20 protein-coding genes are annotated in these 17,873 nt (G+C 38.3%); all 20 read right to left on the bottom strand.

Annotation, left to right across the window (positions count from 1 at the left end; genetic code table 11):
• Nucleotides 1-227: 227 nt before the first annotated feature.
• The 20 genes from MKX41_RS22425 to flgL all read right to left on the bottom strand — a co-directional run bounded on the left by MKX41_RS22425 (nucleotide 228) and on the right by flgL (nucleotide 17,860).
• A complete protein-coding gene (locus MKX41_RS22425; protein ID WP_339267531.1) occupies nucleotides 228-1,664 on the bottom strand; it encodes an S-layer homology domain-containing protein in 1,437 nt (478 codons plus the stop codon).
• 387 nt (nucleotides 1,665-2,051) lie between these two features.
• Nucleotides 2,052-2,249, bottom strand: coding sequence for a cold shock domain-containing protein (locus MKX41_RS22430; protein ID WP_019915069.1), 198 nt, complete (start codon nucleotides 2,247-2,249; stop codon nucleotides 2,052-2,054).
• A gap of 235 nt (nucleotides 2,250-2,484) precedes the next feature.
• Nucleotides 2,485-2,820, bottom strand: a complete 336-nt coding sequence (locus MKX41_RS22435) for a hypothetical protein (RefSeq protein WP_340973191.1) — start codon at nucleotides 2,818-2,820, stop codon at nucleotides 2,485-2,487.
• Nucleotides 2,813-3,211, bottom strand: a complete 399-nt coding sequence (gene fliS, locus MKX41_RS22440) for a flagellar export chaperone FliS (RefSeq protein WP_149645318.1) — start codon at nucleotides 3,209-3,211, stop codon at nucleotides 2,813-2,815. Before fliS ends, MKX41_RS22435 begins: the two co-directional genes overlap by 8 nt.
• A gap of 29 nt (nucleotides 3,212-3,240) precedes the next feature.
• Nucleotides 3,241-4,800 carry a flagellar filament capping protein FliD gene (gene fliD / locus MKX41_RS22445; protein ID WP_340973193.1) on the bottom strand — a complete coding sequence of 520 codons (1,560 nt, stop codon included), beginning with the start codon at nucleotides 4,798-4,800 and terminating at the stop codon, nucleotides 3,241-3,243.
• A 16-nt stretch (nucleotides 4,801-4,816) separates the two neighbouring features.
• The gene (locus MKX41_RS22450) at nucleotides 4,817-5,206 is read right to left on the bottom strand and encodes a flagellar protein FlaG (RefSeq protein ID WP_149645320.1); all 390 of its coding nucleotides are present in this window, start codon (nucleotides 5,204-5,206) and stop codon (nucleotides 4,817-4,819) included.
• 297 nt (nucleotides 5,207-5,503) lie between these two features.
• Nucleotides 5,504-6,190 (bottom strand): acylneuraminate cytidylyltransferase family protein, encoded by a 687-nt coding sequence (locus MKX41_RS22455; RefSeq protein WP_340973196.1) that lies wholly within the window; start codon nucleotides 6,188-6,190, stop codon nucleotides 5,504-5,506.
• On the bottom strand, nucleotides 6,187-7,236 hold the full coding sequence (locus MKX41_RS22460) for a nucleotidyltransferase family protein (RefSeq protein WP_340973197.1): 1,050 nt from the start codon (nucleotides 7,234-7,236) through the stop codon (nucleotides 6,187-6,189). Before MKX41_RS22460 ends, MKX41_RS22455 begins: the two co-directional genes overlap by 4 nt.
• 4 nt (nucleotides 7,237-7,240) lie before the next feature.
• A complete protein-coding gene (locus MKX41_RS22465; RefSeq protein WP_280787268.1) occupies nucleotides 7,241-7,864 on the bottom strand; it encodes an acetyltransferase in 624 nt (207 codons plus the stop codon).
• Nucleotides 7,857-8,936 carry an N-acetylneuraminate synthase gene (neuB, locus tag MKX41_RS22470; protein ID WP_340973198.1) on the bottom strand — a complete coding sequence of 360 codons (1,080 nt, stop codon included), beginning with the start codon at nucleotides 8,934-8,936 and terminating at the stop codon, nucleotides 7,857-7,859. Before neuB ends, MKX41_RS22465 begins: the two co-directional genes overlap by 8 nt.
• On the bottom strand, nucleotides 8,933-10,063 hold the full coding sequence (gene neuC / locus MKX41_RS22475) for a UDP-N-acetylglucosamine 2-epimerase (protein WP_340973200.1): 1,131 nt from the start codon (nucleotides 10,061-10,063) through the stop codon (nucleotides 8,933-8,935). Before neuC ends, neuB begins: the two co-directional genes overlap by 4 nt.
• Before the next feature lie 15 nt (nucleotides 10,064-10,078).
• Entirely contained in the window at nucleotides 10,079-11,230 is a 1,152-nt protein-coding gene (locus MKX41_RS22480; protein ID WP_340973201.1) for a LegC family aminotransferase, read from the bottom strand.
• On the bottom strand, nucleotides 11,227-12,228 hold the full coding sequence (locus tag MKX41_RS22485) for an NAD-dependent 4,6-dehydratase LegB (RefSeq protein WP_340973202.1): 1,002 nt from the start codon (nucleotides 12,226-12,228) through the stop codon (nucleotides 11,227-11,229). Before MKX41_RS22485 ends, MKX41_RS22480 begins: the two co-directional genes overlap by 4 nt.
• 6 nt (nucleotides 12,229-12,234) lie before the next feature.
• The gene (locus MKX41_RS22490) at nucleotides 12,235-13,914 is read right to left on the bottom strand and encodes a motility associated factor glycosyltransferase family protein (RefSeq protein ID WP_340975029.1); all 1,680 of its coding nucleotides are present in this window, start codon (nucleotides 13,912-13,914) and stop codon (nucleotides 12,235-12,237) included.
• A gap of 2 nt (nucleotides 13,915-13,916) precedes the next feature.
• A complete protein-coding gene (locus MKX41_RS22495) occupies nucleotides 13,917-14,441 on the bottom strand; it encodes a hypothetical protein (RefSeq protein WP_340973204.1) in 525 nt (174 codons plus the stop codon).
• 76 nt (nucleotides 14,442-14,517) lie between these two features.
• Entirely contained in the window at nucleotides 14,518-15,330 is an 813-nt protein-coding gene (locus tag MKX41_RS22500; RefSeq protein ID WP_149645330.1) for a flagellin N-terminal helical domain-containing protein, read from the bottom strand.
• 232 nt (nucleotides 15,331-15,562) lie between these two features.
• The gene (gene csrA, locus MKX41_RS22505; RefSeq protein WP_149645331.1) at nucleotides 15,563-15,805 is read right to left on the bottom strand and encodes a carbon storage regulator CsrA; all 243 of its coding nucleotides are present in this window, start codon (nucleotides 15,803-15,805) and stop codon (nucleotides 15,563-15,565) included.
• Nucleotide 15,806: 1 nt separating this feature from the next.
• The gene (gene fliW, locus MKX41_RS22510) at nucleotides 15,807-16,253 is read right to left on the bottom strand and encodes a flagellar assembly protein FliW (protein WP_340973206.1); all 447 of its coding nucleotides are present in this window, start codon (nucleotides 16,251-16,253) and stop codon (nucleotides 15,807-15,809) included.
• Nucleotides 16,254-16,360: 107 nt separating this feature from the next.
• Nucleotides 16,361-16,927, bottom strand: a complete 567-nt coding sequence (locus tag MKX41_RS22515; protein ID WP_223178937.1) for a DUF6470 family protein — start codon at nucleotides 16,925-16,927, stop codon at nucleotides 16,361-16,363.
• A 15-nt stretch (nucleotides 16,928-16,942) separates the two neighbouring features.
• Entirely contained in the window at nucleotides 16,943-17,860 is a 918-nt protein-coding gene (flgL, locus tag MKX41_RS22520) for a flagellar hook-associated protein FlgL (RefSeq protein ID WP_340973208.1), read from the bottom strand.
• Nucleotides 17,861-17,873 lie beyond the last annotated feature (13 nt).

A 17,873-nucleotide genomic window follows, 5' to 3' on the forward strand; every position in this document is an offset into this window, starting at 1 on the left:
CCACTCCTCCTTTAGTTACACCTTCATTATACCAAATTGTTAAGGCTAAGTAAAAAGTAATTCCTTACAGCCCTTACAATTAGATAACAAATATTGTCCTTGTGTTCACAAATAAAACAAGTCCGGTAAGAGCAACTATTCGCCTCACCGGACCAATTGTAAACCTGTCGTTATTATAGTACGAATTCCATTCTTATATTCCCAAACTGAGACAGTATAAGATTAAGTTACTTGGTATGAATTTGAATGATTTCTACAGGTGACAATTGTGTACCTGTTCCTTTAATAACGTATACCTTATAGGCAGTATTGGCTGTCAATCCAGTCAATGTATGCGTATATTTTACACCAGGAGCGAACGTAAGTGTGTTCGTCCATGGAGCAGTCAATGCTGTACCCGCACTATTCTGCCCTAAAGAAATTTGTGTTGCGCTAGGTGCTTTTTCATTTGCCGGCAATACTACATATCTTACCGGTGTTGGAGTGCCACCAGTCACGCCATATTTAACATACACATCTGCTGTAACTGTACCTACTTGTCCTGGTTCAAAAAGCGTAATCGAGTTTGCTGTTGCCTGAGCAGTAGTTAATCGAACTGTTGTTACAGTAGACAGATTGCCAGATGCATCCGCTGCTACGATATATGTTGCATATTCCGTCCCAGGATTCAATCCGTAAACCGAGAATGTAACCGTTGTGTTGGCTACAGTTGCAACACTACCATGTTGTTCGCTTGCAGTTCCATTGCTGATCTGTCCTTTTTCTACCTGCAATGCACTCGGTGCACTTACGTTAGCAGTATAAGGAGCTACAACATAGTACACTGAGCCAGTTACGGAAGATGTCAGGTATACATCGGCTGTTACCGAACCAACGTTACCATAGGTTGCCCCACTTACGGTTGGTGTTGTGACATTTCCGTCACCACCGTTACCGCCGCCAGATCCACCACCTGTACTACCACCTGGAGTAGCTGTTGGCGTTGGCGTAGCGGTTGGTGTCGGAGTAGCCGTTGGCGTTGGGGTAGGAACTACTCCACCACCTGTACCACTACCTGGGTAATAGATGACTGAGGTGTTGATGATACCTACAGCCTCTGCACGTGTTAACGATCTCTTAGGACCGAAGGTTCCATCCGGATAACCGTTAATAATCTTCTTATCCGCTGCAGCGGCTACTGCACCTTTTGCCCATGCTGCAATTTGTGCGTTGTCTTTAAATTTGCTAGTAGTGCTATTGGTGCTCAATTTAAGTAATTTCGCAGCCATTACTGCTGCCTCTTGTCTTGTGAGCGGACTATTAGGACGGAACGTATTGTCCTCGTATCCTCCGATATAGCCAGCTTCCACGGCTTTAGCCACTTCACTGTAGTTCCAGTTTGTGCTTTTCATATCTTTAAAGCTTACAGTGGCTTTTTCTTTAAAACCGAACAGGCGATTTACCAGAGTCACATACTCTCCACGTGTAATTGCCTTGTTTGGTTTAACTGTACCGTCTGGGTATCCTCCAAGGTATCCACTATCTAGCCATTCCTGTAGCTGAGCTTGGGCCCAGTGACCTTGAATATCCTTAGGTACGGAGGCGGCAGATACGCTGCCAAGAGATCCTAATAACATACTAACTCCTAAAACTCCGGTCATAAGACCGCGCAACTTCTTTTTCATCCTGCTAATCATCCTCCTAAAAGTTTTGATAGCGTAGGCTATATGAATCTCTTCTTGGAAGTATTGGCCTAGGCTAACATAGTGTGCGTCGAGGTAAGATAAACAGCTCAACGTATACCTATTACCCACATTTCGAAGAGTTCTAACATTTTCCATATTATAAATTTACAAAGTACGCTATTTTCTTTCTATTAACAGCCTTGATAGAGGCTTTTGAGAGCACAAAATATCCCCACAAAGTGGAGCTTTACTTTGATGCATACTCAGGTACTTTGCGGGGGCCCCAAGCACACAAAAAAAGGACCTTGGGAGAAATCCCAAGATCCTTGCTAGCGCTGTCTAAATTGCTAACCATCTACTTATATGTAGGTCGGCTTAGCCGTATGATTATAATTTGATTACGTTAGCTGCTTGTGGTCCGCGTGCACCTTCAACGATATCGAACTCTACGGATTGGCCTTCATCCAAAGTCTTGAAACCATCAGTTTGAATCGCGGAAAAGTGTACGAATACGTCGCCACCGTCTGCAGTCTCGATAAAACCATAACCTTTTTCTGCGTTAAACCATTTTACTTTACCTTCCATTGATTAAACATTCCCTTCGTCATCAGATGAACGTGAGTCTTGCTCACAAATCGACTATACCACCGTAACTTCTTCATTGTCAATTGGAAAAGTAAATGTTTACATGCAATAATTTACCACGTAAAATAGGACGTTTAATTTTCCATAATCAAGAAATAGTTGAGGCGTAAGGATCAAAAAAAGAGCAGACGGTATTTAATACCCGTCTACTCCTATAGTGAAACACCGAAATGAATTATTTTCTGCGATCCATTAGAAAACTATCTGGAGTATAAGCAGCCTCGTATGCGCTACGCTGTACCTTGGACTGATTGCGCTTCTGCAACCAGTCTTGGGCTTCCAAACGAAGAGCGTTCATTCTATCTAAAATCACATTATCGTATTCCAGAATTCGATTAATTTCTTGTTTTTGTGCGGGCGTCGACTTACAAATTTCGGCTTGTTCTGCAATAGAATCGACAAGCTCCTGACGATCCTCGACAAAAAGCTCTAACTCCTCATAGGTAGTCTCATCGAGTCTGTCAGTGATGCCTAAGGTCAGTTCCTTCAGGCTCTGAATTAACTCATCCATGGGCACTTTCAGCCTGTCCCTGGCCTGCAGCGATTTTGGATGCTTGTAGCCAAGTTTCCCGAAGTTCTGTAAGGTAGCCGATGGCCTCTTCCGCTTTTTCTGGGCTTTTGCGGATGTTGGCTTCAATTAATAGATGATTTGTATATTCGTAAAGTGAGAACAAATTCTTAGAAACTTCATAGGAATGATCTAATGTAGACATCAGCTCACTCATAATTGTCTGGGCCTTACCGAAATTAAGATTTGTTTTCTCAAAGTCTTGTTTTGTAAGTCCATCAATTGCCGTTCTAACAAAGCGGATCGCTCCATCATACAGCATGATCACCAACTGCGCAGGGGTTGAGGTTTGGACTGAAGACTTGCGGTATGTCTCATATGGAGATCTAATCAAAAAAACTCACCCTCTTTATAATAATTATATTAACTGGAGAACAGACTGGAAGATTGTGTCGTTAGTTTATTCATGGCTGTCTCCATCGCTGAAAACTGTTTATAATAACGTTTTTCAGTATTTGTTAATATTGTCAGCATGTTGTTTATTCGAGTATTGTAGTCTTTGAGCTTTTTGCCCATAACACTCTCTTCTTTGAATGTACTAGTGACGTCAGCAGTATACTTGTTAGTACCCGCACGTATAGAGATACTTTCCAATGGCTTAGCTAATGTATCTCCTAATTTATCAAAAAGCCCCTCATTGGGCTGACTAGCAGAACCTTGGAATAAATCTATTACACTTTGAGGATTATTACTAATCGCTAGTTTGAGCTTCGCTTCATTAATTATTAATTTTCCGCCCTCAGAATAACTCCCCGTTGTAATGCCCAACTCACTCAGCTTACCCATTTTTTCAGAGATAACCATACGCATGGACGATATGGTTGATCTTAAGATGTCATCATTTTTAAGAAGCCCGCTTTGGGCCTTCTGAGTCCAAGTTAGAATTTCACTTTCTTTCATTTCCTTCTTTTGTTCATCCGTCAGAGGAGTAAAATCACTATATTTAGCTTCATTCACTTTCTTGTTAAACAATCCAAGCAAACTGTTATAATCTTCGATAAAACTTTTTATTGTTTTAATAGAATTATCTGGATCGGATTGGTTACTGATCTTAGAGGTTCCATTTGTACCAGTTTCAGCGAGTAGTGTTAGTTGTACCCCATTTATAGTGAACGTATTACTCTTTTGTTTTATATCGTTTGAACCATTTATGCTAATAACAGCATCTTGTCCAGGTTTTGTGTCCGACAAACTTCCATCTTGATTGGTATATTGCTTTATGCCCTTAAATACATCACTAAGTATAGTGTTATCTGATCCTAACACTATTTTACCATCTACACTTGTCGGATCATTACTCGGAGCACCACTTGTCTTAGATCGAATTACCAACTTTCCTGTAATCTCATCAAAGCTAGCTATTACACCGGCTTTACTGTCAGCATTAATTGTTGAAACTAAAGTAGAAATAGAGGTAGCTCCGGTGAATAAAGATTTCGTTGCATCATTCAAGCTACTGAAGCTGACACCATTAATATTTATAGTATAGTCTTTTTCCTTTTCTGCATCAGTAAGGTCACTGAAAGCTTTGCCTGTTGCCAGTTCTGCCAATGTAGTTTTCCCAGTTTTATTTAGCCCTACTCCATTTGTCTCCAACGTAGTACTTGTTGCTAACTGCTTTACTGTGACATCCATATCTATTCCGTTCGCGGTAGCTGTCGACTCGGCCTTTACTGCACCGGTATTACCAGTAACAATTGCTTTATTTGAGTTTAATGCAGATGACAAATTATATTTATCCGATAACTTATTAACTCTAAAATCATATAGTTTACTACTAATCTCACGGTAGCTATCTCTGGTCCAATTTAAAATTTCTTTTTGTTGATATAGTTTGTCCAAGGGGGCACGCTTGACGGCCATCATACTCTTGACCATACTATCTATGTCCATCCCTGAAAACCCATTAATTCTTGTAACCAAATTAGTACCCCCTACATTATATTTTTTCGTCTACAAGAATACCTGCAATTTCCATCATTTTAGCCACTAAATCAAGAGTCTTCTCTGGTGGCACTTCACGAATAAGTTCTCCGGTTTCCTTATTAAGCACTTTGACAATAATATCATGCGTTTTCTCGTGGATACTGATTGCTAGCGCGGTTTGGGGCCCCTGTAGAGATTTCACTGCTCGCTCTATGGTGCGGATAAGCTGTTCCTCAGCAACAGTTATGTTATCACCTTGCTTCTCTTTCAGACTGATATCTTTAGCATCTCGAATAGTAACCGGATTACTTTGGACCTTTTCCGATTCAGCGCTAGATGTTACCTCATGCCTGCTTTGTCCGACCGACATAGAACTAGCAGAAAAAGAAAACTGTACATTCATATACCCCGACCTCCAACAACGCTCATATTATACTTTATATATCGGCTAGTTTCAGGGATACTTTAGGACTTATCCTTGAGAATATAGAAATATATGTTTCTCTAGATAATGGATCAACTTATAATCTCCGGATCGTCGAGTCTGAATATAGGTAATATTGTCAAGGTTAGTAGTTTTCTTTATGGGAGCTTATTTTTTGAACATAAAAACAAAACAAGCCTCTCCGTAGAGAAGCCATAAAAGGTGATTAGATATATATTATTCTTAAACATAATGCTCCACAAAAAAACAATATACCTAATCCTTGTTCATCTTCCACTCACACAACAAGAAGTCTTCTTCGGTATCAATATCATAAGATCTGTTATTAGGCATAATAAACGCTGAGGTTTCTTCTGTTATAAATGACTTTGCTCTAGACAACCATTCTGTCTCTGCAACATAAACCGCACCATTCAAAATATAAACAGGTGGTAAATCTTGCCGTCTAATTCCGATTTCTTTTTTTGTAATAATAGGTTTCATTAATCCGCTATCTTGCAAAGTATACATCCAATAGGGTAATATTTCTGTCTCCGTCATACTGACGCATGCAGGCCCCCCTGAATCTATTAGTTGTTCAATACAAGCATCAATATCCTCAGTTAAGCGCAATGGTGATGTCGGTTGTAGTAGAACTACAATATCATAGCCAGGTAACTCTCTCAATGCATGAAACACCGGATCCAATCCTAAGGATTCATCCTCTGCAAGATGCTTTGGGCGAACAAAAGGGATCTCTGCTCCATATTTCTTTGCTACTTCGATTATTTCGAAATCTTCTGATGATACAATTAACCTATCAATATATTTAGATTTTCGCCCAGCCTCTATCGTCCATGCAATCAAAGGCTTCCCTGCTAATTCACGAATATTTTTTCTTGGAAGCCCTTTTGAGCCACCGCGTGCGGGGATAATGGCTAGTATTTTTTTATTATTTATCATACTAAGCCTCCACAAAATTCATAGTTAGCCTTTTCATAATCATCCAAGCGCCCTATATCAAGCCAATACTCTCTCAAGGGAAAAGCTGAGGCTTCTATTTGTTCATTCATCAATTTCTTAAAAAGATCCGGCATATCATAAAATTCATTTTGAGGAATATTTTTTAAAACCTCAGGACTTAAAACGTAAATACCTGCATTAACAAAACTTTTATGAATCGGTTTCTCTTCAATTGATAACAAGCGGTGATTCTCCATCTCTAAAACACCATATGGTATCTGATACTCATACTCCCTTACACACATTGTCGCAACAGAATTGGTTTCACTATGAAAATTGAGTAGCTGCTCATAGTTAACTTTAGTCAAAAGATCTCCATTCATCACAAAAAAAGGATGCTCGGGCTTCTCCACTATAAGTGACAATGCACCTGCTGTACCGAGCCTCTTTGTTTCTTCTATATATGATATATTTACATCGAGATGAGATCCATCTTGAAAATAATCTTTAATTATTTCCTTCTTATAATTTACCGACAAAATGAAATTAGTAAATCCAAAACCTTTAAAACTTTCAATAATTGTTTCTAAAATAGGTTTGTCTCCAACTTTCAACATAGGTTTCGGCACATGATCCGTCAAAGGACGAAGTCTCGTCCCAAGACCGCCAGCCATTAATATAACGGTGTTCTCTTTTTGCGACGTTTCTACTACATTATCCACAAAAATAACATCTAGAATCTGCTTTTCTTGATTTACAATCGGCAGCTGCTTTAATTTCAACTTTTTCATTACTTCTTTATAATAAAACTGCTTCTTTCCAGCGTTTTCGTATATAGGAGTTTCATTCATGACTTTTTGAATTGAAGTATCTAAAGATAAACCCTTTAGGAGTCCTCGGCGAATGTCGCCATCTGTAACCGTCCCAAGTAAACACCTGTTTTCATCCACGACTATTGCGAATTGTAGTGCAGAATCATCAATTAATTTCATAGTTTGCAAAATCGTTACTTGAGGGCTTATCAAAATTTTTCTCCACTTTGTCATTATTCTACACTTCCTTAGCGGGAGTTCCGTATGCCTTGCTTCTATCCTTTATCGTTTGCAAAACTAGCGATCCTGCTCCAATTATTACTTGACTTCCAATCTGAACGTTTTGAATAATTGTCGATCCTGCTCCAATATGTGTTAAATCACCGACTATCACGCTTCCAGAAAGTGTAACTCCCGGCGCAATATGACAACTTCTTCCAACTGAGCAGTCGTGGTTGATACTTGAAGATGTGTTTATAATAGTATTATCGGCAACACTTGCAAAAGATTCAATAACAGCACTCGCCATAATTTGCACACCCTCACCTAATTTTGAGTAAGGAGAAATAATTGCATTTCGATGAATGACTGAGGAAAATGTATAACCCTTTGTTTTAAATTGCTGAAATATATCCGCTCTAATATAAGGTACTCCAATAGAACCTAAACAAAGTACAAGTTCAATATCAGAAATATTGTATGAGTCAATGACTTTATCTGTGCCAAGATATGAAAGTCCAAAACGATTCTCTTGTTTTTCCGGTGCTGTGAAACCCATAATTGAGCGTTTTTGCTGTAACAAAATATCAGTTATGACCGCGGCGTGGCCACCGTTTCCAATAAGGATAACAGGCTTACTCATCAATTAGTTCATCCTCACTATAGCTTTTCGATGCCTTTTTACCGATTAGTGACCAATATTGTGAAGGAGCCATACCACTTCCCGGTCTTTTGACAGTTAAATTTTCTTTAGTAATAGTATCTCCAATCATAATTGACTTCGCAGCTACTAAGCTTTTACGAGCAGCGATTTGATTTATCTGTTCCTTGATAGTTGGCTTTTTATTTCCATCTCCTAATGAGAGTTCAATAATGCGGATTGCCTTCACCATCTCTTGTAATTCATCTGGTTCTAAGGATGCGAGGTGGTCTGGTCCGGGCAAAAGCCTACTTATTGTAAAATGTTTTTCAATAACCAGAGCACCACGGGCAACCGCAGCTACAGGCACGTATATCCCCTCTGAATGATCAGATAAACCCACATCTAATTGGGTCTCTCTTGTTAAATGATCAATCGCCTGCAAATTAATATCTCCGTACGGAGTTGGATATTCAGTTGTACAGTGCAATACCGTTACATAATCCTTCAACCACTTCTTTGCCTCAGAGGAGGGGTAAAACTTTTGCACAGCTTCTATTTTCACTTCATCTGTTGGATACGCCAGACCGTAAGCAATGAAGGACAAAGATTCATGTATATCCTCAATAGTTGCCATACCTGTTGATAAAATTATTGGTTTACGTTTTGTAGCAATATAATGAACGAACGGTGTGTTTGTTAATTCACCAGACGAAATTTTCACAGTACGAATCGCGAGTTCATCTACTAAAAAATCGATACTTTCACGATCAAAGGGTGTAGATAGAAATTCAATTTTTTTCTCATCGCAATAAGCCTTAATTTGAAAAAACTCTTCATACGAAAGTTCTAATTTCTTTAACATTGCAAATTGTGATGTCTCTTCTCCAATGTTCTCCACTTGATACTCTGCCTGTTTTGCATTTTTGGTGACAAGATTTTCTGTCTTATAGGTTTGAAATTTTACCGCATCTACTCCAGCTTGCACTGCTGCATCAACTAGTCTAAAAGCAAGATCAAGAGAACCATTATGATTTACACCAGCTTCGGCGATTATATATACTTGATTGTTCATAAGTCATAAAACTCCTTCTGAATCAAATAGGAAGGTATTTCTTTAAAAATTTCCACTATTTTGTGAGAAGCATTTCCATCACCAAAGATCTGTTCATAAGGCCCAGCATATTGCAGAGCTTGTTCAATGCCATTTTTAATAGATCCTTCATCTAACTCAACATCAAAAACCGATGACGGTCTTTGTCTCCCCGCCTGCCTATTACCACAATTTACAGTAGGCGTTTGTAGATAGGGGACTTCAATGAGCCCACTGGATGAATTACCAATAACAGAATCAGCATGTTTAACTGCACTCAAGTATCGCAATTGCCCTAGCGAATCAAACAAGAAGGCAGTCTCATTTTGTTTAGTATACTTTTCGATCTCTTCGTTAATATAACGTCCACCATTATCGGCATTCGCTTTTGTAAAGAGCAAGTTCACATTTGAATATTCACTTAAAGCCCTTAATAACGGATGAATTCCATCCCTATCTCCATGTGTTTCAGGATGATATGTAATAAGCAAAAGTGACTTGTTTTTATCAAGACTTAACTGATTGTATAGCTCATCTTTTGATAAAAGTGGCACCTTTAAAATATTCTCAATTCCTAACGCACCAACATTCCACACTCGATCTGGTGATTCACCAAGTTGAATTACTCGTTGTTTATGTTCTTCGGTACTAGTGAAATGCCACGTAGCCAACTTCGTGATAGAGTGACGAATAGAGTCATCAAATGCGCCAAAGGTTAACTCTCCACCATGTAAATGTGCAATCGGGATACCGATGATTAGTGCAGCCTGTGACACAGCCAACATTTCAAATCGATCTCCTAAGATAACAATTAAATCAGGCTTTAATTGATCAAGTACATCCGCAAATCCTATTGTTGCAATTCCAATTGATTTAACTACACCTACAGAGGTATCTGATGACAAGAGTATCTCTACTTTTTTATCAATTGTAAATCCATCTTCCTCAATTTGCTTATAAGTTAGGCCAAATTCAGGAGATAAATGCATCCCAGTAACAACTAATTGTAGTTCCAATTCAGCATCAGAATGGATTTCTTTCATCAACCAATACAACAACCCATATTCAGATCGTGTTCCAGTGACAACACAAATTTTACGTTTATTCATAGTTGATTACCCCTTTCAAAGAGGAGTCGATGGAATGTTAATAACTCTTTTATTCAGCTCATTTGTCACTGTCAAATCACCTTTTGGGCAATGCATATAAGGAGTTAACTCATTCATTGGCGTCCAAATTGGCCTTGCCATTGCTCCATCCTTATTCAATAAATCTAGCACGTCATCACGACTGTGTTGCTCCGAATCAAGGATAATGGTTTGAAGCCAGTAATTACTCGTTCCAAAAGCAGGTTCTACAAATAAATCTACTCCATCTATTTGCTCAAATAACTTTTTATAACTTTGAGTTAACGCTCTTTTTTTCGCAAGAAATACATCCATCTTTTCAATTTGAGCACATCCTAGAGCCGCATTAATATTGGGCATTCGGTAATTATACCCTATCTCATCATGACGGTATTCCCAACGATGCGGTATTTTGGCAGTTGTAGTAATATGTTTTGCATAATCTGCAAGTTGTTCGTCATTCGTTAATATCGCTCCACCGCCACCAGTGGTCATGATTTTGTTACCATTAAAACTGAGCGCGCCTACAAGGCCAAATCCCCCCGTGTGCTTTCCCTTATAATAAGAACCCAGTGATTCCGCTGCATCTTCGACAAGAACAAGATTATACCGTTTACAAACATCAATTAACGGATCAATATCTACAGGATGACCAAATGTATGCATGGGAACTATAGCCCGTATTACACGGCCCGTCACTTTATTAATGAGCTGATTATTGTGTATCTCACCAATCTCTCGAATATATTCTTCAAGTTTTTTGGGATCAATGCCTAATGTTTCTTCAGAAACATCAATAAAATGAGGAACTGCCTGTAAGTATGAAACCGCGTTTGCTGTTGCTATAAACGTAAGCGCCGGCATAAAAACCTCATCATTCGCCTGCACACCAGCAATTTTTAACGCAATATGCAAAGCAGCAGTACCATTAACAACAGCAACAGCTCGCTTCACACCTGTATATTCTACAAGCCTCTTCTCAAACTCATCGACATATTTACCAACAGATGAGACCCACCCTGTTCGAATACAGTCCGTTGCATACTCAACTTCTTTGTCACTGAAGGTCGGCTCATGTAAGGGAATAAAATCTTTATTACCATAAATTTCTTTTATGCCCTGAATTATTTCCTGCCACTGCTTGTTCATATGTTATATGCATCTGCCTTATATTTTGATAAATTCGTGGGATCTGTAAACCAATCAACTGTCTCTTTCAATCCACGTTTAAATCCTTCTATTCCACCGTATGATGGTTCCCAGCCGAGCAATTCTTTCGCTTTTTGATTATCTGCCCACAATCGTTCCACTTCACTTTTTTCAGGACGAAAGCGAACTTCATCTGTTTCAATTTCAAGTTTTTTGTCCATTACATCAGCAATAGCCTTAACTGTGTCTCCTATTGAAATCTCATAATTACTACCTATATTAATCACTTCACCAAGTGCTTTTTCACTATTCATAATTGAAATAAACCCACTGACAGTATCTTTAACATAATTAAAATCTCTCGTCGGACTTAAAGCACCCAGTTTGATCTTCTCCTTACCCGATGCAAGCTGTGTGATAATCGTCGGGATAACAGCACGTGCAGATTGACGTGGCCCATACGTATTAAACGGTCTGATAATTGCTACTGGCGTTTCAAACGAACGATAAAAAGATAACGCCATTTGATCCGCACCAATTTTCGATGCAGAATACGGTGATTGTCCCTGTAAAGGATGTTCTTCATTAATAGGTACATATTGAGCAGTTCCATATACTTCACTAGTTGACGTATGAATTACTTTAGATACACCAAGCTCGCGTGCTGCTTGAAGTATATTTAATGTTCCTTTTATATTTGTATCTACATACGTATCTGGAGAATGGTAGGAATAAGGAATTGCAATTAACGAGGCCAGATGCAAAACCATATCGCACCCCTTCATGGCTTCTTTTACTCCATGTGGATCACGAATATCACCTGAAAATACATCTAACTCTCTCTTAACATCACCTGATAATGAGTCAAGCCATCCCCACGAGTTGAATGAGTTATAATAGACGAAAGCTCGTACATCATATCCCTGGCGTATAAGTTCTTCTACTAAATGCGAGCCGATAAATCCGTCCGCTCCTGTTATTAATACCTTATTCTTCATTTACATTCACCCTTTAGAATAAAACTTTTGAATCTCTTCATCGTTTAATAATAACTCTAAATAATTCTTTAATTTGATAAACAGTACGTGAATACTATCTCTCATTTCTTTTCTTTGATCATTTGTCGTCCGAGACTCATTGTAATTATATTCAAAATGATTATTAATTCTTTGAACATCGTCTATTAGCTGATTTAATAGAGAATCTTCAACGAGCGGCTCTTTTCTAAGCTTCTTCACGCTTTTCAACAATGTTCTTATATCGGAAATATTGACTACATTTTCACGTATTTTTTTCATTTTTCTTTCTTCTACTTTTACTAAATCAAGAATTTGATATAGATTTTTTATTACTTCAATCGCTTTTTCTTTCCCTTTGATTTTCGTTATGTTTTGATTAACAGTGAAAGAAACATTTTTTTCAAACCTCTGATAATTAATCTTCTCAGAATGGATATATGGAACATGGTTAATCTTTGCACCTTTTGCCGAAACGTTATAGATTTTGATATGGTCCTTTATAAGATTCGTTAATTGATTGAATGAATCTATCTGTGCGTATAATGTTTCAGAAGTTAAAACCTTTGCCCCATCATTACTATCTACCCACAATTCTTCTTCTATCCTAACTCCTTCATGTATTGTTATACCTTCGGCATAGTACTTCTTATCAATAAAAGATAAATCCTGCCCAACTAAATACACTTCTTCAAATCCAAGTTGATAAATTAGGTTTAAGGTAGAAATAGCGACCGAAGCGACGGATATGAATCGAGTCATCTCAGGAAATAAACTTCCCGTAATACCATCCATCTCACTTAACATTTTCAGAGCCGGTCCTTGATGGTTTTCCAAAATTAAATGATGAGTCATCGTATCAAATATAGCAATACCTTCATAATTAAGTCCTTTGAAGTGAGCTTCATAATTTGTTAAACTAGCGTCAATCGAAACAACAAAATCGGGATGAATATCATATTTCAACAACGCCCTTAAAGCAGAGCCTACACAAAAAACATACATATGATCTTTTGCTTTTTTGATAAGATCAATATTATCCGTTAAGGATGGTCCAGAAGAGACTAGTATAGCTCCTTTTCCTCGAAACTCTCTCAACAACTTATCTATCGGATCCATTTCATAGGTGTAAACTACGTTTAATATCGGCTCTATGATCCAATTTTTCTTAAAAAAATTCACTGTATTATTATTGATTACATACAGACTTAAACTTTTCTCTATTAATTTCAAAGTATCATTTATGAATTGGGATTCCGTTTGATCATATTTAGGATGAATAATGATTTGCGAAGAGAGACCTCTAAACTGCTCTATAATAGTGGTTATCATTATAGGCAGCAAGTCTCTAAAATAGTAGAATTCTATATTTTTACTGATTTTAATTGTATTCAATGTAGATTCATTCAATACAACTTCATTGAAAGGCTCTATGATAATTACTTTCGGAATATCTTGATAATCTGCATGAAGGGCTTCTATAATCTCACCATTTCCAATGCCTATTACAAAAGTAATTTTATTCTTCTCTGATATTTCCTTTTTCAAAAGTTTAGCTATCTCTCTCTTAGGAGAGATTTTAGAATTTAACGGCAGATTTATACCCTCTGATTTATAAATGTATATCTGACTTCCATCATCTGCTGTTCCACTTGTTATTTCATACATACTCACTGATTGATTCCCTTTCTGGTTTCTAATTCCTCTATAAAATCCTCAATCCATTCTGAGTAGATTAGTTCGATAATCTCAGTAATAGATGAGTAATCATTTTCCACTATTTTTTGTTCCGCTTGTCTCACAGTTAATTCTATATTTGTCTTGCTAATCTTATTAAACTTAAAATAACTATCCACATTCGATAACTCTAATAATGTAGCAGACAACTCAGAAAACGCTGACAATATATCTTCAATACTTTTCAAATTCAAGTTCTCAATTGTTAATAAAAGTTCTTTTGAAAACTGATGCACGTTTTGAAGCACTTCTTGTTCATGCTCAATAATTAACTTTGTTTCAAAGATTGGATTGTTATGTCCTTTCAAAAGATCCTTAATATCCAATTCATCGAGAGGCACTCCCGCATTATCCACAATTATTGATGAAATTTGATTTAGATACAAAACCACATCTTGATAAGTTTCTTGGAGGCTTTCCTTCTGGTTGAACTTTTCTCCATTAATATAATAGGTCATTTTTCATTCTCCTCTTTAGCAAACAAGGTAGATAGCGATTACGCCATCTACCTCATTATAATCTTAACTCAAACTATTATCTAAGAAGTTGAAGAACTCCTTGAGGTTGTTGGTTGGCTTGAGCCAACATTGCTTGTGCTGCTTGAGCTAAGATAGAGTTCTTAGTTTGGTTCATCATTTCTTTCGCCATATCAACGTCACGAATACGGGATTCAGCAGCCGATAGGTTTTCAGAAGATGTACCCAAGTTGTTAATTGTGTGCTCCAAGCGGTTCTGAATCGCACCTAAAGATGAACGTTGTGCAGACACACGTGAAATCGCCTTAGTGATAGAAGTGATAGCTTTATTGGCTAAGCTTTGTTTTGACAAATCGATAGCATCTACGCCAAGTGCTTTTGCTCCCATAGTTGTAATACTCACGGACAAAGTCTGACTAGCGTTCGCACCGATGTGAATTTTTTTACCACTAAACTTACCGTTAAGTAGGTTTTGAGTATTGAATTCTGTATCAGTAGAAATACGATCAATTTCTGCCGTAAGAGCTGTAACTTCTTTTTGAAGCTCTGTACGATCGGCATCAGTGTTCGTATCATTCGAAGATTGTACCGCTAACTCACGCATACGTTGCAGGATAGAGTGAGTTTCGTTCAATGCACCTTCAGCTGTTTGAATCAAAGAGATTCCATCTTGAGCGTTACGAGTAGCTTGATCCAAACCGCGGATTTGTCCACGCATTTTTTCGGAGATTGCGAGACCAGCTGCATCGTCACCTGCACGGTTGATACGAAGACCGGAAGACAACTTTTCGATATTTTTGCTAGTTGCGGCAGTGTTTACACCCAACTGACGGTGTGTGTTCATTGCGGCGATATTGTGGTTGATAATCATTTGATATTTCCTCCCTGAAATTAAGTTAGTTCCACATCCATGTGGTAAACGCCGAACCTTTAAGGTCGGCCGCCCTGCAGGTTCAACGTCTACTACATATATCGACGGCGTATGCCCAACAGTTTAGAGTAATTCGAAGTTTTTTCAAAAATATTTCTAAAACCAAAAAAAAAACCTAAGTCTGCATTTGGGCAGCCCTAGGTTCTAGATTCTACGTATTTAAATACGTCTATTAATCGCTCTTCTTCTCTCCACGAAATCGATGGATCAAGGCATTCAAATCAGTCTGTATAGGAGCAACAGACTCACGATTAGCCTCTTGAATAGAAAGATATACCTCTTTTCGGAAAATATCGACATGCTTAGGCGCCGAGATGCCCACCTTTACTATATCACCTTCCACACTTAGGATCGTCAACTCTATCTGCTCCTGAATAACGATGGATTCACCTTTTTTGCGGGTAAGTACAAGCATATCATACACCGTCCTTTCCATCGATAACCGACTGTTCCAGCAAAAGGCTGTGCTTAGTATGATAAGGAGCTCTATGCAGAACGATTTGTTTCCCAGCATGCTTCACTGGATTCAATACAATGGGTGCAAGAAGATTAATCGTAGACTGATCAACTTGTTCCTTCAGAGTAATGATACAACGAACGACAACCTCTTTGTCGATCCCTAGTTCTTCCGCCTCATCATCTGGAAGATCAAATTCATAAGATGGATAAAAAACAAATGGATCACTTAGCAAAAAGGACAATCCCTTTTCCTTCACAGACTGTAAGTACCAAAAAGGTGTCTCCTCCACAGCAATCAAAGCGAAGTCTGTTTCTTCATCAAAACCGGGTAATCCTTTAGGGAAATGATATAACTGTTCCTCATCTACATCAATCTCGCCCCAAGATAGTGTTTCTATAATCAAAGTTGTTCACTCCTCAAAATAACTGGCATCATAAAAATACTACTACCAAACCATATATAGCACAAAAGCTATAGAGGTGCTTCCCAGCACATCTATAGCTTAAAGACCTACAATTGAACGTTAATTTCAGGTAAAAAAAACTGTATGGTTGCATATTGCTGCATATATATATTTAACTTGCCTCGGGTATACTCAATCTCAGGACTACGTCTTTCCACCTGTATATCAACATGGGCGGCCCGAAAATTAATTTTGGGGGCTCTAGTCTCAAAATGAATATCGACATTATCATATGATGCTGGTCCACGAATCTCTGGAAATGAATTAGGTTCGGTATCAGTGCCGTACACTTCTGCAATCGTATTACCTGGTTTAAAAAACTCTGCCATCCGATTCCCCTGCTCAACCTTTCTAGCTATACCCTGAAGATACAGCTGCTGAATGCCGGAATAGATTCGTTTGTTCATATCAAACAAATTACCGCCATTATAGGCTGCCCATGCACGAGATTGATCTATGGTAAGCTCAGGCCGAGTGGATTGAACCGTTAGTTGTCCGGGTGTGGTATTTACATTGACCTCAGCTTTAGGCTGAGAAATCGAATAGGTACCCGGATCAGCATCAATCCCAATCACAGCAGGCGTCTGACGGATTTGCAATATCGGCTGAAGCAACGAAAACCACCTCCGTTATCTGATAAAGTCCACGAGAGTTGTAGATATAATCTTTGCACCTACAGATAATGAGGCGTTATAGATATTTTCTTGAATCTTCGACTGCATAATCAAACCTTCGTAATCGGCATCTTCCGTCTTGGCCTGCAAATCAGTAAGATTGAGATTCAAATCGCTCAAACGCTCCTGCATTAGTTCTACCCGATTGGTCTTGGCTCCTATTTCTGAACGGACCGTTAATAGGTTCTCCATGCGCGTATCAATATTTGTAAGTTGATTAGATATTGCAGTAATATCACCCGCTTTTAAGGCACCCGAAATATTATTAATAATGGTAAATAAATTATCCGCTTCACCAGTTCTTCCAAATACGTCATTGCCACTAGTACTAATAGGCATACGTACACCCTCACCTACAATAAACTGAATCTGCCCAGTATCTGTAGTAATCGGCTTAGTTACATCATAGGTACCATCTGCACCTTTAGCAAAATCATAAGGTTTGGTATTATATTGTTCACCATTAAAGATATATTTACCATTTAGTGTGCTGTTAGCAATATCCACAAGCTGTTCTTTCAATTGCAACACTTCTGAATTGATACTATCAAGTGCGGACTGCGGATTAGTTCCTGTCCCTGCTTGTACTGTCAATTCACGAATTTTTTGAACAACATCTCCCGCTTGACCTAGGACCGTATCATTATAATCTAACCATGAAAGCGCGCTATCTACATTCTTTGTATATTGCTCATTAGAGGAAAGCTCCGCACGGTAGCGTAGGGAATACGTGATCCCTACTGGATCATCGGAAGGCTTGTTAATTTTTTGTCCACTTGAAAGCTGTAACTGTGTATCGTTCATTGTACGTGCATTACGGTTTAAGTTAAGCAGAAGCTGTGAATTCATCATGTTAGAGGTTACTCTCAACATACGCTATATCTCC

It is taken from the genome of Paenibacillus sp. FSL R5-0475 (assembly GCF_038004585.1).
GTDB lineage: Bacteria > Bacillota > Bacilli > Paenibacillales > Paenibacillaceae > Paenibacillus_AQ.

Bases quoted from the DNA above. Each gene is read 5' to 3' on its own strand.
- MKX41_RS22490 (WP_340975029.1), bottom strand. From the start codon at position 13,914: ATGTATGAAATAACAAGTGGAACAGCAGATGATGGAAGTCAGATATAC.
- MKX41_RS22425 (WP_339267531.1), bottom strand. From the start codon at position 1,664: ATGAAAAAGAAGTTGCGCGGTCTTATGACCGGAGTTTTAGGAGTTAGT.
- MKX41_RS22495 (WP_340973204.1), bottom strand. From the start codon at position 14,441: ATGACCTATTATATTAATGGAGAAAAGTTCAACCAGAAGGAAAGCCTC.
- MKX41_RS22430 (WP_019915069.1), bottom strand. From the start codon at position 2,249: ATGGAAGGTAAAGTAAAATGGTTTAACGCAGAAAAAGGTTATGGTTTT.
- MKX41_RS22480 (WP_340973201.1), bottom strand. From the start codon at position 11,230: ATGAACAAGCAGTGGCAGGAAATAATTCAGGGCATAAAAGAAATTTAT.
- MKX41_RS22450 (WP_149645320.1), bottom strand. From the start codon at position 5,206: ATGAATGTACAGTTTTCTTTTTCTGCTAGTTCTATGTCGGTCGGACAA.
- neuB (WP_340973198.1), bottom strand. From the start codon at position 8,936: ATGAACAATCAAGTATATATAATCGCCGAAGCTGGTGTAAATCATAAT.
- flgL (WP_340973208.1), bottom strand. From the start codon at position 17,860: ATGTTGAGAGTAACCTCTAACATGATGAATTCACAGCTTCTGCTTAAC.
- MKX41_RS22435 (WP_340973191.1), bottom strand. From the start codon at position 2,820: ATGGATGAGTTAATTCAGAGCCTGAAGGAACTGACCTTAGGCATCACT.
- MKX41_RS22465 (WP_280787268.1), bottom strand. From the start codon at position 7,864: ATGAGTAAGCCTGTTATCCTTATTGGAAACGGTGGCCACGCCGCGGTC.
- MKX41_RS22455 (WP_340973196.1), bottom strand. From the start codon at position 6,190: ATGATAAATAATAAAAAAATACTAGCCATTATCCCCGCACGCGGTGGC.
- csrA (WP_149645331.1), bottom strand. From the start codon at position 15,805: ATGCTTGTACTTACCCGCAAAAAAGGTGAATCCATCGTTATTCAGGAG.
- MKX41_RS22485 (WP_340973202.1), bottom strand. From the start codon at position 12,228: ATGAAGAATAAGGTATTAATAACAGGAGCGGACGGATTTATCGGCTCG.
- MKX41_RS22500 (WP_149645330.1), bottom strand. From the start codon at position 15,330: ATGATTATCAACCACAATATCGCCGCAATGAACACACACCGTCAGTTG.
- MKX41_RS22460 (WP_340973197.1), bottom strand. From the start codon at position 7,236: ATGACAAAGTGGAGAAAAATTTTGATAAGCCCTCAAGTAACGATTTTG.
- neuC (WP_340973200.1), bottom strand. From the start codon at position 10,063: ATGAATAAACGTAAAATTTGTGTTGTCACTGGAACACGATCTGAATAT.